The sequence below is a fragment of the Celeribacter arenosi genome, assembly GCF_039539485.1.
Taxonomy (GTDB): Bacteria; Pseudomonadota; Alphaproteobacteria; order Rhodobacterales; family Rhodobacteraceae; genus Celeribacter; species Celeribacter arenosi.
Window position 1 is genome coordinate 81,974 of record NZ_BAABDF010000003.1, and the last position, 23,073, is coordinate 105,046.

The window sequence follows — 23,073 nt, forward strand, 5'->3', positions numbered from 1 at the left end:
CCTAGCCCTTCCTGTCGTATAACTCACCAATGGTCGCGAGGACCGTTTGGTTCCACCCTTTCGGGCCGTCCTGATCGGTTCGTGTGATGCGGCCCGTTTTCTCCGCGTCCAGGGGTTCAATACCGGGTCCGTGTGGGTTTTTGACGATCACGCCGATGTCGGCGGCTTCGATCATCTCGACATCGTTCGGCGCGTCTCCGAGGGCCATTGTGGCCGCATTCGGGTCGAAACCGCCCATGATGTTTGCCATTTGGGACGCCTTCGTCGCGCCAAACGACAGGGTGAGATAGCGCCCGCCCCGACGCGCCGATACGCCCATTTCGAAGAGTGCTGCGAGAAAGTCGTCGAGCAATTCGGGCGGGCCGTTCCAATGCCCGGGTTCGGAGAACTGGCGTGCGCGTGCGAGTTTCGCCTGCGCCTCAGGTAATCCAGTGTCCTCAGCGACCTGCGAGACGGTCCAGTCCGTGAACCCCGAAAACCCCGCGCGCAAGGGAGCGGGCAAACTGTCGAGCGCCGCGATGATCCGTGTGTGGGCGGCATTATCGGTCGCGCCACTGCTATGAGGCGCGAGTATGCCCGCACCGTTTTCCACGATGGCAGGACAATGCGCGAACCCCATTTGATCACGCAGCTCGGCGATCTCTGCGCCGGTTTTTGAACTGGCAAGGATCAGGGGAATGCCCCGCGCCTGCATTTCGCCCAGCGCGGGCATGGCCGCATCCCATCGATACCCGTCGTGATCGAGCAACGTGCCATCGAGGTCCGAAAAAACCACCAGTCTGGTCGCAATGGGCAAGGTTTCACTCATGCCCCAATGATGGAGCGGGAAACACAAAAGGAAAACAGCCCACGGTCGCTTTTTCCAATCCGTGTTCAACCTGCCCAACTTCTGGGCAACGGGGGGCATCCGCTTGACGCTGTGTCGGGAATCTCTAGGGTTCGGCGAAACCATTCGGAGGGTATTATGGCGCAACGTCTCCATCTCGTGTTCGGCGGCGAACTGGTCGATCCATCGACGACCGTTTTCCGCAACGTTGATGACATCCACATTGTCGGCATTTTTCCCGACTACGCGACCGCGCATTCCGCGTGGAAAGCGGAAGCACAGCGCACGGTGGATAACGCCCACATGCGGTACTTCATCGCGCATCTTCATCGCCTGCGCGACGAAGAGCAGGCAGCGGGGTCGACCGAGGAACTCGGTGACTGACAGGTGACTATGTGTCCCCCATGAGCCGATCCCAACAGGCCCTTTTGTTTTTGGCGCGGTTGCCCGAATCGCGGGTCGAGGCGCGGTTGGACAGGCTTGTTGAAACGGGCGCAATTACATCGAAGGAACGCGACCAAAGGCTCGGCTACGCACAATCGCCACGTGGCGGGGGCGAATTGGTTTGGTTTCACGCCGCAGGCGAGGAGGAATGCCGCGCCTGTGTCGCGCTATGTGCGCGCCTTTTCGAGGACCGGCCTGAAACACAGGCGCTGATCACGACACGGGTGGATCAGTTGCCCCCATCCCAAGACCAAATCACCTATGTGCGCCTGCCCGTGGAAAGCCTCCAAGCCGTGGGTCGGTTTTTGCGGCATTGGGATCCTGATTGTCTGGTTTGGACCGGTGGCGGATATCGTCCCACGCTCCTCTACGAGGTGCACAAACGCGGTGTTCCGTGCCTGTCTGTCGATAGCGTGGTTGGTGATGCCTCAATCGATGTACCGGTGCATTTGCCCGGTCTTTTGCCGGCAACGATGCGGTTGTTTGACGAAGCCTTTTGTTCGGAAACACGAGCCGTTGCCCTATGGCGGCGCGCCGGCGTGAGTACGGATCGGATTGTTTTGACCGGACCGCTCGAAGACGGCACCCGCCATATTCGAATTGATGAAACCAAGCGTGCGGAGATAGCCGAACATTTCGGGACACGTCCGGTTTGGTATGCGGCGGCACTGCGTTCTGACGAGATTGCATCGGTGGTTTCGGCGCATGCCACCGGTCTGCGCCGGTCGCATCGTCTGATTCTGGTCGTTGATCTTGAAAACCCGCAAGACGTGGGAGAGTTGATCGCCGCCTGCGTTTCCAATGGCATGAACGTGCAAACCGGCAACCTCCACCTCGGGCTTTCGGATGCGGTTCAGGTGTTGTTCATGCCAAACCAATCCGCGCACCCGCTTTGGTTTCGCATCGCTCCGGTGAGCTACATGGGCGGGTCGTTGTCTCGTGAGGGCGCAATCGACCCCTACCCCGCGGCGGCCATGGGGTCAGCGATCCTGCACGGGCCAAATGGCGGCGAACATTCGGGGGGATATGCACGACTGCAAAAGGTACGCGCCACGCGTTTGGTGCGAAATGCACGGGAACTGGCGGTGGGGCTAAGTGATCTCCTGTCGCCCGATCTCGCCGCGGAGCTCGCGCATGCGGCGTGGGAATCCACCTCTGCCGGCGCCGAAACTGCGGACCGGATTTTGGACTCGATTTTGCAGACACTCGACGGTCGCTCGGAGGTGAGATCATGAGGCCCCCCCGTTTCTGGGACAGAAACCCACAGTCTCCGGGCCTGCGCGCCACGTTGCTACGCCCGCTCGGCGCGCTCTACGGCGCCGCGACGGCGCGGCGTCTGCGCCAGACGGGCTATCGCGCGGAAGTGCCGGTGATTTGTGTCGGGAACATCAACGCGGGGGGGACGGGTAAAACCCCGACGACGATCGCTCTGGCGATGCGGTTGGCGCAGCGCGGTCATGCCGTTCATGTGGTGTCGCGCGGGTACGGCGGGTCTTTGCAGGGGCCTGTTCGGGTCGATGAACGTGTGCACCGCGCAGATCAGGTCGGGGATGAGCCGCTGTTGCTCTCTGCGTTTTGCCCTGTGTGGGTTGCCAAGGACCGGGCCGAAGGTGTGAAGGCGGCGCAGGCCGATGGGGCACAGGTCATTCTGCTCGACGACGGATTTCAGAACCCGACGGTGGAGAAAGATATCTCCATCGTTGTGGTGGACGCGCAAAAAGGGTTCGCCAACGGGCGCGTCCTGCCGGCGGGACCTTTGCGCGAACCGGTGGATGTCGGGCTGGCGCGCGCGGACTGTGTTTTGTCGATCGGCAGTGGGGTCGCGCAGGAGAAATTTCGCTCTGTTTGGGGTGGATTGGTGTCTATTCCCCACGCCACGGGGCAGTTAGAGCCGTTGCAAACGGGGATGGATTTCACCGGGGTTCCTGTTTTGGCCTTCGCGGGAATTGGTCATCCGGAAAAGTTCTTTGCGACGCTAAAAGGCATGGGCGCAAAGCTCCTGCGTGCAGAGGCGCTGAGCGATCATCAGCCGCTCACCCCCGCTTTGATGAAACGTTTGGAAATTGAAGCGCAGGCCATCGGCGCACAATTGGTGACGACGGAAAAGGACGCGGTGCGACTGCCGCAAGATTTTCGCACCAAAGTGATCACCTTACCCGTCAGGTTGGTGATCGATGACTGGAAACCGATCGACGATTTGCTGGCGTCGATCGGTCTCGATTAACGTCGATCAGGCGAGTTTCGCGTCGATGATCTTTTTGAGGTCCGTGTAGGACATGTTCGATTCTTTTTTGCCGTCGATGATCAGGGTCGGCGTCGAATTGACCTCATACTCGGCGACTTCTTTTTCAAAGTTGGCCACCAAAGCCTGCGCCATCGCGCCATCATTGAGACAGGTATCGAGGTTCTCGTCGCTCAAACCGGCCCGTTTGCCGATTTTGCGCAGGTTCCCGACGATCTCCATCGCGTCTTTGCCGCTTCCGATCCAGTCGCGCTGCTCGTCGTAGAGCATTTTCTGGATGCCGAAGTAGCGCAAATCGCCGCCACACCGTGCGACCATCGAGGCCCAGAGGCCGAATTTGTCGAAATATACTTCGCGGTAGGTAAAGTGGACCATGCCGGTGTCGATGTAGTCCGCTTTCAGCTGCTCGAAGACCTGAGTGTGAAAGTTCGCGCAATGCGGGCAGGTATAGGATGCGTATTCGATGATTTTCACCGGCGCGTCGGGATCACCCAGAGTCAGGACCGGAACGTCGATGGCCGCGTCCTGCGCGTTGGCGGCGGAAATGCCGAGGTCCGGCAAGCCGCTGCGGGGCGAGGAAAAGTAGCTCGCCGCGAAACCGAATGTCGCGAGGGCAGCGGTCGAAAGAAGAAATGTGCGTCTGTTCATGTGTTGTCCTTAGGGTCGAACCCGTGTCGGGTGTAAAAACTTTCAGCGAGCTTTGTGAGCGCGCTTTGCAATGCCTCGTTCTCTACTTTGGGAACGGTGGCCATTGCCCGATTGAGCATCTGCACATCGGGCTCTTTTGGGGCCTGTTCGCCCGCTTTCGGGTCGAAAGCAGCCCGTGCTTCGGCAAAACCGCGCGGGGCGGTTTGCGTGATATGGATACGGCTGATCGCGTTGTAACCGTAGACCGCGTTCACTTTATCGCGGATTTTCACGATCTCGGATTGCACCATTGGCGCAAAGGAACCGGTCGTCAAAAGCGTGAGCGTCGCGCCAAATCCGCCCTTTGCAAAGGACACGCGGACCGGACGCGCCATGCGGGCGAGTTCGCTGCCGACGATGTCTTCCCAACGGGTCAGCAGGCGCGATTCGGAGAACCCGCGTTGTTCGGCAGCTTTGCGCACCCGCGCCTCAAGAACACCGGACGCGCGTTCGAATCCACGTTTGCGCCGTGCGGAACGGTCAGCGGATTTCGACGTGCTGCTCTGGTCTTCTTGTTTCATGCACCTATTCTAGTCGCACGGTGCGTTTGCGCCACCACAAAGGCTATGACGGCCGTTAAAGAATGCGTGACGCAATGAAACAGAACGACATGGCATCGGCCCTTCTCGATTGGTACGACCGCCACGCGCGCACTCTGCCATGGCGCGTTTCACCGGCGGATCGGTTGGCGGGCGTTCGCCCCGACCCGTACCGTGTCTGGCTCTCCGAAATCATGTTGCAGCAGACGACCGTCACGACCGTAAAGCCATATTTCGAGCGGTTTCTGTCGATCTGGCCGACGGTCAATGATCTGGCGGGCGCGCAGGATGATGCCGTTTTCGCCGAGTGGGCGGGGCTGGGGTATTACGCGCGGGCACGCAATCTCGTGAAGTGCGCGCGCGTCGTGGCGCGCGATCATGGCGGGGTGTTTCCCGTGACCTCGAAGGCGCTTTTGGACCTGCCCGGCATCGGGCCCTACACCGCCGCAGCTGTGGGTGCGATTGCCTTTGACGAGCCTGCGACGGTGCTAGATGGGAATGTGGAAAGGGTCATGTCGCGCCTGTTTCGGGTCGAAATGCCCCTGCCCGCATCCAAAGAATCCTTGCGAAAACACGCCAGTGACCTGACCCCGCAGGCGCGCGCGGGCGACTATGCGCAGGCGGTGATGGATCTGGGCGCGACGATCTGCACGCCACGTTCGCCCGCCTGTGGAATTTGCCCGTGGTCGGCCCCTTGCCTCGCGCGCGCGGCGGGGGATGCGGACAGCTATCCGCGCAAGACACCCAAGAAACCAAAACCCGTGCGCCGTGGCCATGTGAGCGTTGCGCAGACGGAGATGGGAGAATGGGTCCTCGAAAAGCGCCCCGAAAAGGGCCTACTCGGGGGGATGCTGGGGTGGCCCGGCTCCGGATGGGCCGAGGGAGAACCAGACGCGCCTGAACAGGCCGGAGTGCGGGTTGGTCAGGTGACACATACGTTCACGCATTTTCATCTGGTTCTGGACGTTCATGTCAAAAAGAACGCGAAACCGCCCGCAGATGCGCGGTTGGTGGCAAAACACGACTTCCGACGCAGCGACATTCCGACTGTGATGCGAAAGGCATTTGACCTCGCGCGTGCTTCGTTCGATACCGAAGAAAAGGTGCAATAAACATGATCACACAGTCCGAAAACTTTCAAAAAGCACTCCCATTCGCGCTGTCGCTCGGGATTATCCCGTTGCTCTGGATCGGTGCGAGTTTTGGGGGCTGGACCGTGATCCTCGTCCCGCTTTATGCGTGGTACCTCTTCGCCATTCTCGATGCGGTTCTGGGTCTGAATCTGGAGAATGAGGATACCGATACTGCGGAGGAAGACCTGTTCTGGCATCGCGCGATCACCATGGCGTGGTTTCCGATCCAGTTTGTCAACATTTTCGGCCTGATCTGGTTTGTGACCCACACCGATCATCTCGCCACTTGGGAAACCATCGTGCTGTTCTTCGGGCTCGGCGTCTCTTCGGGCACGATCGGGATCGTCTATGCGCATGAGCTTTTGCACCAACGCAATACGCTCGAGCGGTGGCTCGGGGACCTGCTTCTTTCCAGTGTTCTTTATTCGCATTTCCGCACCGAACATTTGTTGGTGCACCACGTCCATGTCGGCACGCCGCGGGACGCGGTTACGGCGCGATATAACGAAGGGTTCCACAAATATTTCTTCCGCGTTTTGCGCGAAGAGGCCGTGTCCGCATGGGACGCGGAAGCCGCCATGTTGGCGCGGCGCAAACTGTCGCCATGGCATCCGCGCAACCCGCATTTCCGCTACTGGACGCTCCAGATCATGATGCTCATTCTTGCGGTTCTGGTCGGTGGCCTGCCGGGTTTGGGTCTGTTTGTGTGGCAGGCGGTGGTCGCGATCTGGCAGTTGGAACTGACGAATTACGTGGAGCACTACGGGCTGACGCGTCGCCACATCGGCAATGGCAAATACGAACACGTCAAGCCGCACCATAGCTGGAATGCGACGCATAAGGCATCGAATTGGCTGCTCATCAACCTGCAGCGCCATTCGGACCATCATATCAAACCCGACCGTCGTTATCCCCTTTTGCAGAACCACGAAGAAGACGCGGCGCCACAGCTACCATTTGGCTATGCCATGATGGGTTTTGCGGCTCTTGTTCCCCCACTTTGGCGGCGGATGATGAATCCTCGGGTCAAAGCGTGGCGCGCCCAATTTTATCCCGATATCGAGGATTGGGATGACTACAAACACGCCCGTCACCCCGTCGCCTGAATAATCCGACCTAACCACACCAAAAAAAGCCCCGCCACGAAGGCGGGGCCAAGGTGATGCCGTGACGTCAGGCCACAGGCACCAGGCGGTAAGTCCGCCGACGGGAAATGGGGGAATCCCGTCGGACTATTTTTGTGAAACCGGGCGAACGGAGAGGCTATTGCATCTCCGCGCGGATTTGCTGGCGCAGCACGTCGATGGGCACTGATTTGCCGTCGCGTTTGAAGGTCCAGTAGGTCCAGCCGTTACACGAAGGCGCGCCTTCGAGATGGGCGCCGACCTGATGGATCGATCCCTTCACGTCATTGGACACGAGCGTGCCATCGGCGCGAACGCGGGCGGCGTGACCTTTGGGCGAGGTAAGTGTTTCACCGGGGCGTAGCATCCCGCGTTCGACCAACTGGCCGAAGGGCACGCGGGGTTCGGCGCGTTTGGAGGTGGAAACCGTGAGCGCCTCTTTGTCGAATTTGCGCACGTTGGCGATACGCTTTTCAGCGACTTCGCGGTATTTCGCTTCACGTTCGATACCGATGAATTCACGGCCGAGCATTTTGGCGACGGCGCCGGTCGTGCCGGTGCCAAAGAACGGGTCGAGCACCACATCGCCTGCGTTCGTTGTTCCAATGAGCACACGGTGCAGGAGGCTTTCGGGTTTCTGGGTCGGGTGAGCTTTGTCGCCCGCATCGTCTTTGATGCGTTCACCGCCATTACAGATCGGCAGAACCCAGTCGGAGCGCATTTGAATGCCTTCGTTGAGGGCTTTGAGTGCCTCATAGTTGAAGGTGTATTTTGCGGCTTCGTTCTTCGACGCCCAGATCAGCGTTTCATGCGCATTGGTGAACCGTTTGCCACGGAAGTTCGGCATCGGGTTGGATTTGCGCCAGACCACGTCGTTAAGAATCCAGTAGCCTTGGTTTTGCAACTCGGCTCCCAGACGGAAGACGTTGTGATAGGAACCGATCACCCAGATCGCGCCATTCGGTTTGAGAAGGCGACGGGCGGCTTTGAGCCATTCATGGGTGAAGTCGTCGTAGACCTTGAAGCTGGAGAATTGGTCCCAGTGATCATCGACCGCATCGACTTTGGAATTGTCGGGCCGGTGCAGATCGCCGCGTAGCTGTAGGTTGTAGGGAGGATCGGCGAAGATCAGGTCGACGGAGCCTTCGGGAAGGCTGTTCATGACCTCGATGCAGTCACCGGACAATATCTTGTTAAGCGGAAGTGTTGCCACTTCCTGACGGGTTTTCGTGTTCATTTTCTGCCTCTCACCGCGCCATTTTTGGCGTCGTTTATTGACTACAAAGATGAGTCAAAGGTGATTCGGCGTCAAATTCTTTTTTGAATCAGTCACTTACAGATTTATCTTGATACAAGATGTTGTGGATCGGCTTGAACGAACGTCTATGGTGAGGGGTAACCCCCAAATCTCGGAGGCCGCTGAGATGGGCGGCGGTGCCGTAACCTGCGTTCTTCTCCCATCCGTAGCCGGGGTGCTGTTGCGCCAAATCCACCATGAGCCGGTCGCGCCATGTTTTCGCCACAATTGACGCCGCCGAAATCGACACCGAACGGGCGTCCCCTTTGACAATTGCCTGCGCATTTTCACCAAAGGCGCGGGGTAGTTTATTTCCGTCGACCAGCACAAAATCGGGCGCTGCCGCGAGACCGGCAACCGCGCGCTCCATCGCCAACAGAGAGGCCTGCAGGATGTTGATTTCGTCGATCTCCTCGACGGTGCAAAAGGCGATCGAGACATCGGCGCAGGCGTTGATTTCGTCATAGAGAGCTTCGCGACGCTTGGCGCTCAGGGCTTTGCTGTCGTTGAGACCGGCGGGGATGCGGGCAGGATCGAAGATGACGGCGGCGGCAACAACCGGACCGGCGAGCGGCCCGCGACCGACCTCGTCTACGCCTGCGATACGGGAATAGCCACGGGCCTGCGCGGCGGTTTCGAATGAGTAATCGGGTGTGGATTTCATGAGGGTGTGAAACCGCACTGGGTCAGGGAGCGCAAGAAAAAAGGACGGGTGGCACGCATGAGCCACCCGCCAAGTTGCGCGACACATGGGGACATGAAGGTCGCGAATTCTAATGAACGATGCGATTGATCAGTAACGGCGACCCCGATCCGCGACGCGGTAGCCAAAGTCGGCGAGACAACGCGTGCGATAGACCGACATCGGTCCACGGCGTGTGTTCAGGGTGGCGGCACATTGGCGTGGCAGGCGGTCGGTATTGACGCCCGAGCGCGTGAGGCAGCGTTTGACAGCCACGTCATTTGCCGACCCGTAGCCGCGCACGTCGATCACGCATTCCTCGGGAATGGTGCGGCGATTTTTGGAGTTCTTGCTGTTGCCGCGGTTGTGCTCCCACGACGGCTTGCGATTGGTTGTGGTCGCTACTTTGACCTTGCCGGCAGATTTGGACGAATTGTTTTCGAGCGCCTTGCCGATCACGAACAGGGTGAGCAATCCCCCCACAGCGCGGGCAACATCGGCGTCCGAGGCACGGGCGGGTGCAGCGGCAGCGCCCATGGTGACGCTAAGCGCGACGAGGCCGGCGGTGACTTTGGTGAAACGCATTTCATTTCCTTTCCCGGGGGTGTGACCCCCCTGTCTGACGTGACTGGTGGAATCACCCTCGGCCAGGTCGGGAAAAGCGCTCAATAACAGGCGGTGGCTATTGGATAGCGCGGGCTTTGTTATTGCATAACCACGGCGTCTCGCGGCTTTATCGCGCCATGAAACACATTCAGCGACTCACAGGAATTTTTGCAGTGCTCGCAGCGACACTCGTTTTCACAACGGGGGCCGAGGCGGCATGTTATGCAACCTACAAAGCCAAGCGTGACGACCCCCTTCGCCTGCACTACGGTGTTGCGGAAGTGACGTCACCGGACTGCACGCCGGAGGCAGCCAGCGTCGAATTGGCGCCACGTCTGGCGTTAGACGGCTGGATTCTTCTCGCCATCGTAGAGATGATCGACGCGGATAAATTGGGTGAGGTGCGCAAAAGTGCGGGCGACTATTTCCTCCGATACTGACAGCCGGAAAGTGGCGCGCAGTGTCGTCATCGGGCTGGCAGCCATCGTGGCGATCCTGCTGGTCGCGGCGGTGTTCCTATTCGTGAACCTGCCGGACGCGAATGCATTCAACGCGCGGGTTGAACGGATATTCATCGAGAACGATCTGACCACGCAGGCGGAGATCAAGCTGCTCGAAATCCTCGCGCAATCGGGCACATCCTTTGGTGATACGCTCACGTCCTACCGTATGGTGATTTTTGTGTTGATGGTTTTTGCCAGCGCGCTGTTGATTGCGGCGCTGGTGTTTTTGGTCACCATCATCGGGCTAAACCGGCGGATGTCGGAGATCGAAAAACGCGGCATCGACATTTCATCGCTGATGATTTCGCGCGCCGAGAACAAAGTCTATCTCAACGACATGGCATTCAGCCTCACGCCCGCCAATGTCGAAACGCTGTCGGTTCTGGCCGAGGCACGGCTCGACGACGAGTATCTGAGTGGCACAGCGATCGAGGCGGTTTTGACGGGGCGCAACGAGACCGATTGCGAAGAGGCGGCGGGGGCGACGCGGATCAAGAGGTTGCGCGACAGCCTCGGCAACCAATTGGTCAGCGAGGTACTGGTGCGCAATGTTGCCAAGAAGGGCTACGTTCTCGCCTGCCCGCCGGAAGCGATCAGGGTGCAGTAAACCCGCTCGTGAGAGCGGATTTGTGACGCGCTAGATGATCTCGTCTTCGTCGAAAAGCGGGTCGTCGGTGAGCTGGTCGTTGAGATCCTCGACCGCGCCTTCGGCAACCGCCATCGATTTCACACGCGCCAGATGGAACACAGCGTCGCCTTCGTTCACAATCGGCAGGACCGCACGACCAACGACGATGCCGTTGAACGGGGCCTCGATCTCTTCTTCCTGTTCGCCGAACGGGTCGGCAACAACAGCCATGATGTCGCCTTTTGCGACCACATCACCATCCGCGCGGAAGGTGCGCAGCAGGCCACCCGCAGGTGCGCGCAACCATTTGCTCGACGTGCAATACTGCGATGCCGCTTTCGGTTTCGCGATCCCTTTGGCGGACACCATTTTCAGATGGCGCAACACGCGCAGGATACCCGCGACGCCCGCGCGCACGGACATTTCGTCAAACCGCAGACCTTCGCCGGCCTCATAGAGCAGGATGTCTTTGCCGATCTCTTTCGCTGCGCCGCGCAGCGATCCTTCGCGCAGGGGCGATTGCAGGATGACAGGCGCGCCGAACACCTCGGCCAGCTCGGCGGTGTAGGGGTTGTCGGGTGAGATACGGACCTGTGGCAGGTTCGTGCGGTGGATCGCAGCGGAGTGCAGATCGATACCGAGATCGCAGCGCGCCACGATTTCATTCAGGAAAAGATGGGCAAGCCGCGAGGCCAAAGACCCGCCGGCTGTTCCCGGGAACATCCGGTTGAGGTCGCGGCGGTCAGGCAGATAACGTGAGTGGTTGATGAACCCGAAGGCATTCACAATCGGGATCACCACCAAAGTGCCGTGCAGCGTTTTGAGATTGGGGGTCCGCAAGAGGCGGCGCACGATCTCGACGCCAATCACTTCGTCCCCGTGGATGCCTGCACTGACAAACACGGTCGGTCCATCGACTTTCCCGTGGATGACATGCACCGACATGGACACAGGGGTGTGATCGGACAACACGCTGACCGGCAGATCGACGGTCTGACGTGTGCCCGGTTGGATCTTTACCCCTGCAATCTCAAATGCTGCGCGTCGCGCCATTATCCTTTGCCTTTTGTCTTTGTGTTGCCTTTAACGGCGCTCTTCTCGATGTATTCGATGATTTTGCCTGCAACATCCAGACCTGTCGCCTTTTCAACGCCTTCGAGACCGGGCGAAGAGTTCACCTCCATGACAACGGGACCGTGGTTGGCGCGCAGCATATCAACACCACAGACGTTCAGGCCCATGGACTTGGCTGCACGCACTGCGGTCGAGCGTTCTTCTGGCGACAGTTTGATCAACTGCGCAGAGCCACCACGGTGCAGGTTCGAGCGGAAATCGCCCTCTGCGCCGGTGCGTTTCATGGCCGCGATAACCTTGCCGCCGACAACGATTGCGCGAATGTCTGTGCCGCCGGCCTCTTTGATGAATTCCTGCAACAGGATGTTCACACCCGCGCCGCGGAAGGCTTCGACGACGGATTTGGCGGAGCGGTTCGTGTCGGCCAGAACCACACCGATGCCCTGTGTCCCTTCGAGCAGTTTGATAACCACAGGTGCGCCACCGGCCAGCTCGAGAACTTCGTCGGTCTGTTTGGGGTCGTGGGCAAAGGTGGTGACCGGCAGGCCAACGCCATCCCGCGCCAAGAGCTGCATGGAGCGCAGTTTGTCGCGGCTACGGCCAATCGCGACGCTTTCGTTCAGCGGGTAGACGCCCATCATCTCGAACTGACGCAGCACGGCCAGACCGTAGAAGGTAACAGAGGCACCGATACGCGGGATCACGGCGTCGTAGCCTTGGAGCTTTTCACCGTTGTAGTAGATTTCGGGACGCCGTGACGCGATGTTCATGTAACAGCGCAGCGTGTTGATCACATGAAGTTCGTGACCGCGCTCTTCAGCGGCTTCTTTGAGACGTTTGTGGGAATAGAGATTGGCGTTACGTGCCATCATAGCGATTTTCATGCGAAAATCCTTTCAGCCTCACGGGCATTTCCTACCTAGTTGGACGTCAGGTTGGCGCGGCGTGCATGCACCGCGATATTGTGGTTTTTGAGGGCTGTGCGCCCGATGATGATCGGAAAGCGCATGTTGCTGCGATCCGTCAGTGAAACCGAAATCGGCCAGGCCCGTTTGTTCAGGTTGAGCTCGGTGCGAATGATGATCCGCTCTTCGGGAATGCCGCTGGTATTCTTGATATCGCGGCGGTCATGAATGGGCGCTTCGACCCAGAGTTCGGGCGAAAATTCGTCTGCTTGCACCTGAAAACGCACCCAGTCTTCGCCATCGTTGTCGAAGGTTTCGATCCGCGTGGCATGCAGTGCAGATGTTCGTGCACCCGTATCGATCTTTGCCTTGAGGTGGCGAAGGCCGAGCGCGGGTAGATCGACGTGTTCCATCCACCCGATGACCAGAAGGTCGGGTTTGGGCTTTTTGATCTTTTTCATTTTCAAACCATCCATGACGTCACCAAAACCGCAGGGAGCACAGGCGTCAGGATGCCGCTCACGCTGTGGCGTGAGGGGGCGGTTACGAATGGGCGTGTTTTCCCTGCGGTGCGCGACCGCGGGGCGCCTGCCAATGTGACATCCATGTGGATGGCTGTGTTGTGATCGTTCATTCAATAATCTCCTGACCGCCATTTACATGGACAATAATTTATTGTCTATAGGTAAAAATTTATAACTATTGGAGCAGCAGATGACCGAAATCCAAGACGCCGCCCGCCAGCTCGCCAATCTCTACAACCAGAGTTTTGGGGGCAAACCCAAAGGCAGATATCGCATGGCCTCCAAGCAGGTCAGGGAACTGCTCGGGCGCAAACGGCTATATGAAGATGACGTGAGAATGCTAACCCGCGCCTGCCTTGAGGAGGGGATCGTCCTGATCGACATGGACAGCTTCTTTGTCGCTCTGAGCGCGAATGCCTTCGTGAACTACCGTCGCGTTAGCGCAGACGCCCTGACAAACGCCAAAAAACCCGACCGGGCGTGACCAATGAGGTCGCACCGCAGTCGGGTTTCCGGGGGCTTGCCGCGCAGGCCCTCTAGTTCAATTACTTCGCCAAGAGGTTGGGAAGTGTCATGGAGATCGCTGGAATGAAGGTAATCATCATCAGCGCAACAAAGATTGCGAGATAGAACGGCCATATGGTCTTAACGGCCTTTTCCATCGGCAACTTACCCACGGCGCATCCAACGAACAGACAGGATCCAACGGGTGGTGTGCAAAGGCCCAGCCCAAGGTTCACCAAAAGGATCATGCCGAACTGAACCGGATCCATGCCCAAGGCCACCACGACCGGCAGGAAAATCGGCGTGCAGATCAGGATGAGTGCCGCCATATCCATGATCATTCCGAGCAGCAGCAAAACTGCATTGATCATGAGCAGGATCAGGATCGGATTGTCCGTTATGCCGGTCAGGAGTGTTACCATCTTTGAGGGCACGCGGTGATACGTCAGCATGTAGGCAAACGCCGCAGCACAGGCGATGAGGATCATCACCATTGCAGTCGTCTTGACCGATTGGTTCACCGCAATTTTGAAGTTTTCCCATGTGATCGAACGGTAGACCAATAGCGTCACAAGGAAGGCGTAGATGACGCCGAATGCACCGGACTCCGTGACGGTAAAGACACCGGACAGGACCCCACCTACAATGATGACCGCCGTCAAAAGACCCGGTATTGCGCCGAAGAATGCGAACATCAACGCGTTCCAGCCCGGGAATTGTTCGGCGCGGTAGCCGCGTTTGACCGCCACCAGATAAGCCGCCGCGGCAAGGCAAATGCACATCAGAATACCGGGCACAACACCTGCGAGGAACAAGCTGGAGATAGACATCCCGCTGCCTGCGCCCACCGCAATGGCGTAGATGATCATGTTGTGGCTGGGTGGAATGATGATGCCGGCGATGGACGATGTGACCGTCACATTCACCGCGTAATCCGCATCGTATCCTTTGTCCTTCATAACCGGGATCAGGATAGAGCCAAGGGCCGAAATATCAGCAATGGCCGAACCGGAAATCCCGCCGAAAAGCATCGACGAAAAGACGTTCACGAGGCCAAGGCCACCGCGAACTGCGCCAACGGCGGCTTGGGCGAATTTGACCAATCGCGCGGCAATGCCGCCGTGGAACATCAACTCGCCAGCAAAGATAAAGAAGGGAATGGCCAACAGTGAAAAGACATTGATGCCGGAAATGATGCGTTGAAAGCCGACCATCAAGGGCAAGCCTTCGAACCAGAAAGCTCCGATTGCAGAGATGCCAAGCGCAAAGGCGACCGGAGTCCCTAAGGCCACACAAAGGGCGAAGACGCCTAATAGTATCGCGAGTCCCATGTTTGGACCTTATTCAATATTGTCGACGCGATGATCGCGCCCAAGGAAAAGCCGGACCAGATGGCCGAGTGAGAATACCATTACCATCCCGCCGCAAATCGTCAGCGGGAGCGTGCGTAGCCCTTCGGGCCACTGAATCATCGGGATTAGCGTGTTCCATTTGAACATCGTGAGTTGCCAGCCGTACCACATCATAAATCCGCCAAACAAAGCCATGACGGCATCGGTTAGCACGACCATGATCGTCCGGATTTTTTTGGAGGCCATGTTGCGAAAGAAAACGACCGCGAGGTGCGTGTTCTCATAAACGCCAATGCCCGCGCCCAGAAAAGCGATGAGCATCACGAGCAGCAATGAAAGAGGGTCAACCCATGTTGGGGTATCGTTGAGGACATATCGTCCAAAGACCTGATAGCCCAACAGGACCGTCATTGCGACCAGCGCCGCACCCGTGATGATCCTGCACACTGCCACCAGACCCCGGAACGCTTTGTCCACAATCCCCAGATCCGTTTGGTCTTCGCGTGGATTGCTCATCATTCTCCCCTTTCGAAAAAGTGTCCGACCTCGGCCGGACACTCTCCGCTTAACAAGTCGCCTACATCACTCGGTTGATTGCGCCAGTTCAACCAACTCAGTCATGTCAGGATTTGCAGCCAAGTAGTCGGCATAAACCGGCGCCATAGCTTCCTGGAATGGACCCTTGTCAGCGATCTCGTTGATCTTGACGCCGGCGGCTTCAACTGCCGTACGGCTTGCAGCCGTTTGTTCAGCCCAGAGTTCACGCTGATAAACAGACGCTTCTTCAGCGGCGGAACGAACCGCATCTTGCATCTCTTGTGAAAGGGCACCGAACTTCGCGGTGTTCACGCAGATGCACTCGGGGATGATCAGGTGTTCGGACAGGGAATAGAAACCGCTAACCTCGTAGTGGCCGACGGATTCGAACGACGGAAGGTTGTTCTCCGCGCCATCCACAACGCCGGTTCCGAGTGCCTGATACACTTCGGCGAAGGCCATCGGGGTACCGTTGCCGCCCATGGCGTTGACCATGCCTGTGAACAGGTCGTTGTTCATGACGCGGATCTTCATGCCTTCAACATCGGCCGGTGAGTTGATCGGACCGCTGTTGTTGTAGAAGGACCGAGCGCCTGCATCGAACCAGCCGATTGGCAGGATGCCCGCCTCGCCCATCGCGGCAGAAACTTTGTCACCCGCCGGACCATCAAGAACGCGGAACATGTGGTCCACGCTGCGGAAGATGAACGGCAAGGATACAAGGTTGGCTTCTTTCACCAGCGGGCCAATCGGGCCGAGGTTGAAGTTACCGATATCGATGGCACCCAGTTGCACCTGCTCAAGCGCGTCAGGTTGGCTGCCCAGAACGCCGCCGTGGAAAACCTCGACGGTGACTTCGCCGCCGGTGCGTTCTGCGACCAGCTCTGCAAACCGGTCCATTGCGGCAGTGTTCGGGTGACCGTCCACGTGAATATTCCATGCGCGCCATTCTTCGGCGGCACCGGCAGTAGCCACGAGCGCCAACGCGGTGGCGGCCCCGAGGACTTCCTTTGAAATTTTATGAAACATTTTTCTCTCCCTTTGGAACTCTTAGCAGTGCGTTTGAGGTCGATGGAGACGCCCAGACCCAGATCATTCGGTACCGTGTGCATGCCAAGGATTGCCTGCAGCGAACGGCCAGATCGAGATTGCCTGAGATTCCCCCCCCCATTTGATCCAAGCGTGCGACCGCCCCTCCGCGATCGACCGCCCTTTTTGGTATCCGCGGATCAACTGACGTTGGATCGTTGGACATGGTGAGATTGGAGCCTAGTATCCCAGTCTTGTCAAGCGTGATGGATTTTGACATGATCCCATCAGTCGCTTAGGGACGACCGCAGGGCGCCACGACGAATGCAAATGTCTTTTTTTATGGAGAAACTTGCACAATATGGGGGGGCAAAAATGATGCCTCCGGGGAGGAAGAATGCAGATAGAAGCGGAGATGATGACGCCCCGATCGACGGCGGATATCGTGTATGAGCGGCTGTACGAAGAGATCGTGAACCTCGAAATTCTACCTGGATCAAAGATTTCAGAAGCGGAAGTCGGTCGGCGATTCGGCGTATCGCGTCAGCCCGTTCGCGACGCGTTCAAACGTCTCGGCAATCTGGACCTTTTGGAAATCCGCCCCCAGCGTGCAACGGTCGTGCGCCGGTTTTCAATCGACGAGATCGCAAACACGCGGTTCGTTCGGCTCTCTGTCGAGTTGGAGGTGATCGAGGCGGCGTGCAAGAATTGGACCGACGCCAACGACGAAGCGTTGCAGGCCAATCTGTCAGAGCAGCGGGCATTGTTGGAGGCGGGTGAAACGGAGGCCTTCCACCAACTCGATTACAGCTTTCACAAATCAATTTGCGAAATGGGTGGCCATCCCATGGCGTTCGAGACGATCGACCTGTGTAAACGCAAAGTGGACCGGCTATGCGTTCTGAGTCTGATCCACGACCAAGCTGCTCACGATGTCTTGGACGACCACACCGCCATTGCAAAGGCGCTGGCCAATCGATCAGTAGCAGAGGCGCGCGCTGTCACGCGTAAACACCTCAGCCGCCTCGATGATACTATTTCGCAAATCCACAAAGCACATGCCGAGTATTTCCAATAAATGCGTTTTTGAAATCCTTTAGGACGCAAACCCCATAGCGGAGACTGAATTAATGACGAACAAACCACGCGTTGGCGAACCCGTAGACCTCATGGAGCTGCCTCTCGCTGGCTCCGGCGAAACGCGCATCATCGGGGGCGCAAAGGATCGTTGGACCATGCTTTTCGTCTACCGCGGTCGCCACTGCCCCCGCTGCAAGAGGTTCTTGAACAAGCTCAATACAGCTTTGCCTGCCTGGACCGCTCAAATGGATGTCGTGGTCGTTTCTGCCGATACGGAAGAAAAGGCGCTTGCGGATGCGTCGGAATTCGGATGGACGTTTGATTTGTGTTACGGGCTGAGCGAACAGCAAATGCGCCAGCTCGGCCTCTATGTATCAGCGCCCCTGTCCGAAGCCGAAACCACTGAAAACTTCGCCGAACCCGGAGCATTCGGAATTCAGCCGGACGGCACGCTCATGCTGGTCGATATTTCCAACGGTCCGGCCGCGCGCCCCGATCTGGACGAACTTCTGGACGGAATGATTTTTAACATCACGAACAACCGCCCCGTTCGCGGGACTGCGTAGGGCCCGCAACGCAGGCCCGCGCGGTTTGGGTGATCCGGAAACCTAGTAATTCCAGAGAGTTCCATCTTCGAGACGCACAACCGGATGGCTGCCGGGCGTGTATTCATACCGCGCGGCCTCACCTTCGTCGAAATCGACCCCCAGCCCGGGCGCGTCGCTGACGTAGAACAACCCGTCCCGCATCTCATGCTGTGACGGGAACAGGGCGTCGCATTCCGCAGTGCCCAGAACGAGGTACTCCTGAATCCCGAAATTCGGCGCCCAAGCGTTCAGGTGATGTTGCGCGGCCATCGAGATGGGCGAATGGCTGGGCGCGCCATGAAATCCGGTGCGCACATGATGCAGGCCGGCCAGATCGACGATGCGTTTCACATGGGTAATCCCGCCCGCATAGGTCACAGCGACACGGATGAAATCGATCAACTCCTGCTCGATCAGCTTGTTGCACTCCCAGATCGAATTAAAGACCTCGCCGATCGCGATCGGGGTGGTGGAATGCTGGCGGATCAGTCGTAGCGCATCCTGATCCTCGGCCGGTGTCGGATCTTCGAGCCAATAGAGCCCTACCGGTTCCACGGCCTTGGCGAATGCGGCGGCCTCGCGCGGCAAAAGCCGGTGGTGGACATCATGGAGAATTTTCAACTCCGGCCCAAAACGGTCACGGATTTCCGCCAAGGCATCGGGCATGAAACGCATGTAGCGATCCGTATCCCAGATTTCCGTTTTGGGTCTAATCCCGCTGAAATCGGTGATGTAATCGCCGCCTGCGCTCTTCTCCTCGGGCACCGCGTAGCTCGCCGTTGGCATGCCCGGGATACCGCATTGCACGCGCACGGCTTTGTAGCCCTGATCGACGTAGCCTGCGACCGAGTCCATCAGGTCCGCCAGATCGGCCCCTGCGGCGTGGGCATAGACCATGGCACCATCACGGCTCTTCCCGCCGAAAAGCTGATAGAGCGGCATGTTCGCCAGCTTGCCCTTGATATCCCAAAGCGCCATGTCGATTGCGCCGAAGGCGGCCATGGCGACCGGCCCGCGTCGGAAGTAGGCACCACGATAAAAGAACTGCCAGATGTCTTCGGAGTTGCGGGGATCCATGCCAATGAGATTGGGGATCAGATAGTCCCGCAGGTAGGCCGCGGGCAGCGTTTCGCGATTGTTCAACGTCGCATCGCCCAGACCGTAGACCCCTTGGTCGGTCATGATTTTGAGCGTGACGTAATTCTTACCCGGCCCGCCGACAAAGACCTTTGCATCGGTGATCTTCATGTTTCGCCCCCATCCATTTCGGCCCAGTTTTCGGACCTGCGGATTACATCGATAATGTTTTGGTATTGGCTGCCCTTAGCGAAGGTCGGGTATGGCGCGACGGTCTCTCCCCTGATGTCGCGCACGAACAGATCGCTCAATATGTGCCAACACTGTTCAGTCTCGCCGAGGCCCTGTGGCATCGCATCCGTGATGTCTGATGGCGTCGGGATTTGCGACCAGTCGGTTCCGTCATGCACGAATAGCGCGCCTGAGCCGTAGTGGCCTTTCAGAAAGATCGCACCTTTCGTGCCGTAGATCGCAATGTGATCGTCGTGGAACCGCGGCACCAAACCACCATGTTTGAACAGAACCGATACCGGTTTGGCAGCCATTGCGCTGCGAAGCCTTGCCATGACCGTATAGGACCACTCCACATTGCTTTCGCCCCACTCAAGCGTGGGATCATCCAGGTTCTCTGGTATAAACGCGCGACGCTTGGTGAAGTCGTGAACCCCCTCAACTTTGGGCGCGCGTCCTAAATCGTCGCGCACATCGCCCGCGATCTGTAGGATGTCGCCCTCTACCAGGGTCTGCGCAATGGCCAAGGAGTGGGTAAAATTATTGTTCAACCGCCCGCCGCCGTCCTCGGCGCGATGGGACCAGCCAAAGGGTATATCGCGTTCGAGGTTGAAGTGGGAAATGCTTTCGATTTCAGTCGGATCACCAATCGCGCCCTCGGCAATCAGCCGTTTGGCGTGTTGAACGCTTGGTGTGTATTGAAAGCTGGCGGCATAGGCCGTTTTAACGCCTTTAGCCTTGGACAATTCGTAGAGCTCGGTTGCGGTTGCACCGGTGGTCGTCATTGGTTTGTCGCAGAACACGTGGCAACCCGCGACAAGGGCCTGTTTGATCTGGACGTAATGGGCACCGCCGGGCGTTGCGATTGACACAATATCCGGGCTCAAAACGGCGAGGGCGACCGCCCAATCCGTTCCGGCGTATGGTATAGACAAGTCCGCGGCTACTTCCCGCACAACGTGTTCTGTGCGCCCGATGATACCGACCACTTCGGTGCCTGCCGCGCGAAAGGCCTCTGTGTGGCCCTTACCTGCAAATCCGGTGCCTGCAATTAGGACTCTAAGCTGTTTCATTGGCCAAACCCTCCGCCGCCAAAGGGACCCGTTTCGACAGCATGGCCGGTTCGGGTTTCACACGCGCCCGAAAATTGGCGCAAGATGGTTTTGAACATTCATTTCTCCTGCGATGAGCGAACATCGGTGTAGGCCGCCTATCCCGAGACGTCGGATCGTTTCCAGTCGCCACGCCAGAGGCGGCGGTGGAAGGCGGGGAATTTCAGGACTTCTTCCCAAAGGAAGAGCGACAGGATCCAGAACGCGGGCGCGTCGAAATAGAGCACCAAAAGCGCCGTCGCCGGCACACGGAACGCCCATTGCGTCCAGACGAAAATATGCATCACGTAGACGGTGTCCCCAGCCGCGCGAAGGGTGTTGCCGCAGATCGCGTTTGTTGCGCGGGGGAACTGGATCACCAGCAGGATCGGCAAAAATCCGAACAGGATCGCGCGGGTCTCTCCCTCCAGGTTTGGATAGATCCAATCCAGCGACAAGCACATGGCCAGAAAGATCATCGAGACAATGCCGGCGGTCACAAAGGCCCCCATCCAGGCCCGCGACAGGAACCGGTCGAGCACGTCTTCGGGTGTTCGCTTACCCAAAAGCTGTGCCACGAGTATCCCCGTTGCCTGTGTCCACTGCATCGCCACCTGACCGGCCAGCAGGTTCCACGGAGCTATGAGGGTCATGGCAGCAAAGCCGTTCAAGGACATGTTTGCATAGATCAGAGAACAGACATGGGTGGCCAAGGTCGCGCTGACGAAGGTCGCCGCGATGGGCAAGGCAAAGCGGATATGCCGTTTGACGGTCGGCAAGAATGTCGTGTTGTGCCAACCTGCGACGCGACGCAAATGGTCGTTCGTGCGCAAAAGAAGAAGGCTCCAGAACGTGGCCTGAACTGTGATCGCGATCGCACTGCCCATGGCAGCACCCGCCACGCCAAAGGCAGGGAGCCCGAGATGTCCGTGGATCAATACGATGCTGCTACCGACATTGATTGGCACCGACAACAGGTAGCCGTAGAGGGGCAATTTGCTGCGGCTGCACCCGTTAAAGAAACTCGCGATGGACTGGCCGACCGCTTCGCCCATGATCACGATGGTGAAGATCGACAGGTAGAGTTGCGCCTGATGTGCAATCTCTGGCGTGGGCGCCAATGCGCCGATCAGTGACCCGCCCCATATGAGGATCATTGCGACCCCAAGCACGCCGATTCCCAAACTGACGGCCAGTCCGGACGCTAGTACCGATTTGAGAAAGACCAGATCGCCACCACCAAAGGCCTGCGCGGTGCGAATTTGCATGGCATGGGAAAAGGCGAAAATCACCCCTAGGACAATCCCACCCAGGGCGGCGGCCAACCCCATCGCGGCCAGCGCGCCTTCCCCCAGAGAAGACAATAGGAATCCATCAATCACGACGGTCCCGTGCAGGAAGATCGCTTTGAGCGTCATAGGCCAGGCAAGCGCGTAAACCTGTCTGGCGCCCGGAACCGGGTTCGGGCCGCCTTTAACTGAGATCGTGGTCATTAACCCGTTCCGTGATTGCGCGCTGCTGTGTCACCGGACCGCGACACGACCTGTCTGTCGTCAGGGGGTCGGTGCCTAGGCAGAGCGCTCAAAATAGTTTGCATTCGTAGCGGTGATCCGAGCAATCGTGTTGTCCAGACGAGAGAGGTGTTTCATCCCGACCTCGACCGCTTTGTCCGCATCGTTGGCTTTGACGGCCGCCGCTATGTCGCGATGGTCGCAGACCAGCTCGGGCATCCGTTGTTCTTTTTCCATCGCCAACATGCAGAGACGGTCCACCTTGGCCTTTTCTTCGAGAATGACGTCAAACGCGTAATCGGCCATCGCGATTTCACACAGAACCTTGTGGAAATTGTAGTCCAACTTGCCGAATTGCTCGACGTCTCTGGCCTCTGTGGCGGCCTCTTGCAGGATCAGTTCCGCGTCCAGTCGGGCGGCACCCATTTTGTCGCATCTGGCGGCGGCACGGCGCAGGACCTCTGTTTCGACCGCGGCCCGCACAAAGCGGGATTTCGCGATCTCGCGCATGGAAAACCGTCTCACCTCTGTTGCCCGCTGAGGGCGGATCAACAAAAGGTCGAGATTGGCCAATCGGCTAAAGGCGTCGCGAACCGGTTGGCGGGAGACACCAAATTCGGCAGCGATTTCAGCCTCGGAAATTTTGTCGCCCGGTTTGAGCTGCAAGGAGACAATCTGCTCATGCAGGTAATCAAACACATCGTCCACGCTGGTGCGGCGTTCGCTTCGCGCAATCTCTGGTGCCATTCGTTCACCTCCTCCCGAGCTTTGACTCCTGCAATACTTACTAAAAAATTTTCTAGTATACCAGACTAGTATTTCAGATTATCGACTAGTATACCAGATGGCAGCGAGCGATT

At 58.2% G+C, this 23,073-nt stretch carries 27 protein-coding genes; 10 read left to right on the forward strand and 17 right to left on the reverse strand.

Annotated features, from left to right (window positions below; translation table 11 throughout):
• Position 1 precedes the first annotated feature (1 nt).
• The gene (locus ABD815_RS02630) at positions 2 to 808 is read right to left on the reverse strand and encodes an HAD-IIB family hydrolase (protein ID WP_344843085.1); all 807 of its coding nucleotides are present in this window, start codon (positions 806 to 808) and stop codon (positions 2 to 4) included.
• A gap of 156 nt (positions 809 to 964) precedes the next feature.
• Between ABD815_RS02630 and ABD815_RS02635 the strand changes: the two genes are divergently transcribed.
• From ABD815_RS02635 to lpxK, 3 genes are read left to right on the forward strand one after another with little or no spacing between them, the layout of a single operon-like run.
• A complete protein-coding gene (locus ABD815_RS02635; RefSeq protein ID WP_344843087.1) occupies positions 965 to 1,210 on the forward strand; it encodes a DUF4170 domain-containing protein in 246 nt (81 codons plus the stop codon).
• Positions 1,211 to 1,230: 20 nt separating this feature from the next.
• Positions 1,231 to 2,505, forward strand: coding sequence for a 3-deoxy-D-manno-octulosonic acid transferase (locus ABD815_RS02640; RefSeq protein WP_344843089.1), 1,275 nt, complete (start codon positions 1,231 to 1,233; stop codon positions 2,503 to 2,505).
• Entirely contained in the window at positions 2,502 to 3,494 is a 993-nt protein-coding gene (gene lpxK, locus ABD815_RS02645) for a tetraacyldisaccharide 4'-kinase (RefSeq protein ID WP_344843092.1), read from the forward strand. The genes ABD815_RS02640 and lpxK overlap by 4 nt, the downstream gene beginning before the upstream one ends.
• Positions 3,495 to 3,500: 6 nt before the next feature.
• Here lpxK and ABD815_RS02650 read toward each other — a convergent pair whose 3' ends face one another.
• Together ABD815_RS02650 and ABD815_RS02655 are read right to left on the reverse strand one after the other, a co-directional pair.
• Positions 3,501 to 4,160 (reverse strand): DsbA family protein, encoded by a 660-nt coding sequence (locus ABD815_RS02650; RefSeq protein WP_344843095.1) that lies wholly within the window; start codon positions 4,158 to 4,160, stop codon positions 3,501 to 3,503.
• Complete coding sequence (locus ABD815_RS02655; RefSeq protein WP_344843097.1) at positions 4,157 to 4,720, reverse strand: DUF721 domain-containing protein; 564 nt, start codon at positions 4,718 to 4,720, stop codon at positions 4,157 to 4,159. Before ABD815_RS02655 ends, ABD815_RS02650 begins: the two co-directional genes overlap by 4 nt.
• 62 nt (positions 4,721 to 4,782) lie before the next feature.
• Here ABD815_RS02655 and mutY point away from each other — a divergent pair, with 62 nt between their 5' ends.
• Both mutY and ABD815_RS02665 read left to right on the forward strand, forming a co-directional pair.
• Positions 4,783 to 5,850 carry an A/G-specific adenine glycosylase gene (gene mutY / locus ABD815_RS02660; protein WP_425549832.1) on the forward strand — a complete coding sequence of 356 codons (1,068 nt, stop codon included), beginning with the start codon at positions 4,783 to 4,785 and terminating at the stop codon, positions 5,848 to 5,850.
• Between the two features lie 2 nt (positions 5,851 to 5,852).
• A complete protein-coding gene (locus tag ABD815_RS02665; protein WP_344843102.1) occupies positions 5,853 to 6,977 on the forward strand; it encodes an alkane 1-monooxygenase in 1,125 nt (374 codons plus the stop codon).
• Between the two features lie 157 nt (positions 6,978 to 7,134).
• Here the strand turns inward: ABD815_RS02665 and ABD815_RS02670 are convergent, their stop codons facing one another.
• The 3 genes from ABD815_RS02670 to ABD815_RS02680 form a co-directional block, all read right to left on the reverse strand.
• A complete protein-coding gene (locus tag ABD815_RS02670) occupies positions 7,135 to 8,232 on the reverse strand; it encodes a site-specific DNA-methyltransferase (RefSeq protein ID WP_344843104.1) in 1,098 nt (365 codons plus the stop codon).
• An 88-nt stretch (positions 8,233 to 8,320) separates the two neighbouring features.
• Complete coding sequence (locus ABD815_RS02675) at positions 8,321 to 8,956, reverse strand: ribonuclease HII (protein ID WP_344843107.1); 636 nt, start codon at positions 8,954 to 8,956, stop codon at positions 8,321 to 8,323.
• 129 nt (positions 8,957 to 9,085) lie between these two features.
• Entirely contained in the window at positions 9,086 to 9,559 is a 474-nt protein-coding gene (locus ABD815_RS02680; RefSeq protein WP_344843109.1) for a hypothetical protein, read from the reverse strand.
• A 194-nt stretch (positions 9,560 to 9,753) separates the two neighbouring features.
• Between ABD815_RS02680 and ABD815_RS02685 the strand changes: the two genes are divergently transcribed.
• Positions 9,754 to 10,020: a hypothetical protein gene (locus ABD815_RS02685; RefSeq protein WP_344843112.1), complete on the forward strand. Its 267-nt coding sequence runs from the start codon at positions 9,754 to 9,756 to the stop codon at positions 10,018 to 10,020.
• Positions 9,992 to 10,690: a hypothetical protein gene (locus ABD815_RS02690; protein WP_344843115.1), complete on the forward strand. Its 699-nt coding sequence runs from the start codon at positions 9,992 to 9,994 to the stop codon at positions 10,688 to 10,690. Before ABD815_RS02685 ends, ABD815_RS02690 begins: the two co-directional genes overlap by 29 nt.
• Before the next feature lie 30 nt (positions 10,691 to 10,720).
• On the opposite strand, the gene ABD815_RS02695 is transcribed toward ABD815_RS02690, so the two are convergent.
• The 4 genes from ABD815_RS02695 to ABD815_RS02710 are packed head-to-tail and all read right to left on the reverse strand — an operon-like array spanning position 10,721 to position 13,324.
• On the reverse strand, positions 10,721 to 11,764 hold the full coding sequence (locus ABD815_RS02695; protein ID WP_344843117.1) for a succinylglutamate desuccinylase/aspartoacylase family protein: 1,044 nt from the start codon (positions 11,762 to 11,764) through the stop codon (positions 10,721 to 10,723).
• The gene (rimK, locus tag ABD815_RS02700) at positions 11,764 to 12,669 is read right to left on the reverse strand and encodes a 30S ribosomal protein S6--L-glutamate ligase (protein ID WP_344843120.1); all 906 of its coding nucleotides are present in this window, start codon (positions 12,667 to 12,669) and stop codon (positions 11,764 to 11,766) included. The genes ABD815_RS02695 and rimK overlap by 1 nt, the downstream gene beginning before the upstream one ends.
• 35 nt (positions 12,670 to 12,704) lie before the next feature.
• Positions 12,705 to 13,151, reverse strand: coding sequence for an ATP-dependent zinc protease family protein (locus ABD815_RS02705; protein ID WP_344843123.1), 447 nt, complete (start codon positions 13,149 to 13,151; stop codon positions 12,705 to 12,707).
• Positions 13,152 to 13,153: 2 nt separating this feature from the next.
• On the reverse strand, positions 13,154 to 13,324 hold the full coding sequence (locus ABD815_RS02710; RefSeq protein ID WP_344843126.1) for a hypothetical protein: 171 nt from the start codon (positions 13,322 to 13,324) through the stop codon (positions 13,154 to 13,156).
• A gap of 80 nt (positions 13,325 to 13,404) precedes the next feature.
• Between ABD815_RS02710 and ABD815_RS02715 the strand changes: the two genes are divergently transcribed.
• Positions 13,405 to 13,698: a hypothetical protein gene (locus ABD815_RS02715; RefSeq protein WP_344843129.1), complete on the forward strand. Its 294-nt coding sequence runs from the start codon at positions 13,405 to 13,407 to the stop codon at positions 13,696 to 13,698.
• 61 nt (positions 13,699 to 13,759) lie between these two features.
• Here ABD815_RS02715 and ABD815_RS02720 read toward each other — a convergent pair whose 3' ends face one another.
• The 3 genes from ABD815_RS02720 to ABD815_RS02730 form a co-directional block, all read right to left on the reverse strand.
• Positions 13,760 to 15,049 (reverse strand): TRAP transporter large permease, encoded by a 1,290-nt coding sequence (locus ABD815_RS02720; protein ID WP_344843130.1) that lies wholly within the window; start codon positions 15,047 to 15,049, stop codon positions 13,760 to 13,762.
• A 9-nt stretch (positions 15,050 to 15,058) separates the two neighbouring features.
• Complete coding sequence (locus ABD815_RS02725) at positions 15,059 to 15,586, reverse strand: TRAP transporter small permease (RefSeq protein WP_344843132.1); 528 nt, start codon at positions 15,584 to 15,586, stop codon at positions 15,059 to 15,061.
• 66 nt (positions 15,587 to 15,652) lie between these two features.
• Complete coding sequence (locus tag ABD815_RS02730) at positions 15,653 to 16,636, reverse strand: TRAP transporter substrate-binding protein (RefSeq protein WP_344843133.1); 984 nt, start codon at positions 16,634 to 16,636, stop codon at positions 15,653 to 15,655.
• A gap of 397 nt (positions 16,637 to 17,033) precedes the next feature.
• Here ABD815_RS02730 and ABD815_RS02735 point away from each other — a divergent pair, with 397 nt between their 5' ends.
• Complete coding sequence (locus tag ABD815_RS02735) at positions 17,034 to 17,714, forward strand: GntR family transcriptional regulator (RefSeq protein WP_344843135.1); 681 nt, start codon at positions 17,034 to 17,036, stop codon at positions 17,712 to 17,714.
• A gap of 52 nt (positions 17,715 to 17,766) precedes the next feature.
• The gene (locus ABD815_RS02740; RefSeq protein WP_344843138.1) at positions 17,767 to 18,282 is read left to right on the forward strand and encodes a redoxin domain-containing protein; all 516 of its coding nucleotides are present in this window, start codon (positions 17,767 to 17,769) and stop codon (positions 18,280 to 18,282) included.
• Between the two features lie 42 nt (positions 18,283 to 18,324).
• On the opposite strand, the gene manD is transcribed toward ABD815_RS02740, so the two are convergent.
• The 4 genes from manD to ABD815_RS02760 form a co-directional block, all read right to left on the reverse strand.
• Positions 18,325 to 19,551: a D-mannonate dehydratase ManD gene (manD, locus tag ABD815_RS02745; protein WP_344843140.1), complete on the reverse strand. Its 1,227-nt coding sequence runs from the start codon at positions 19,549 to 19,551 to the stop codon at positions 18,325 to 18,327.
• Complete coding sequence (locus tag ABD815_RS02750; protein WP_344843143.1) at positions 19,548 to 20,684, reverse strand: Gfo/Idh/MocA family protein; 1,137 nt, start codon at positions 20,682 to 20,684, stop codon at positions 19,548 to 19,550. Before ABD815_RS02750 ends, manD begins: the two co-directional genes overlap by 4 nt.
• 137 nt (positions 20,685 to 20,821) lie before the next feature.
• Positions 20,822 to 22,195 carry an MATE family efflux transporter gene (locus ABD815_RS02755; RefSeq protein WP_344843146.1) on the reverse strand — a complete coding sequence of 458 codons (1,374 nt, stop codon included), beginning with the start codon at positions 22,193 to 22,195 and terminating at the stop codon, positions 20,822 to 20,824.
• 75 nt (positions 22,196 to 22,270) lie between these two features.
• Positions 22,271 to 22,960, reverse strand: coding sequence for a GntR family transcriptional regulator (locus ABD815_RS02760; RefSeq protein ID WP_344843148.1), 690 nt, complete (start codon positions 22,958 to 22,960; stop codon positions 22,271 to 22,273).
• Positions 22,961 to 23,073: the final 113 nt, after the last annotated feature.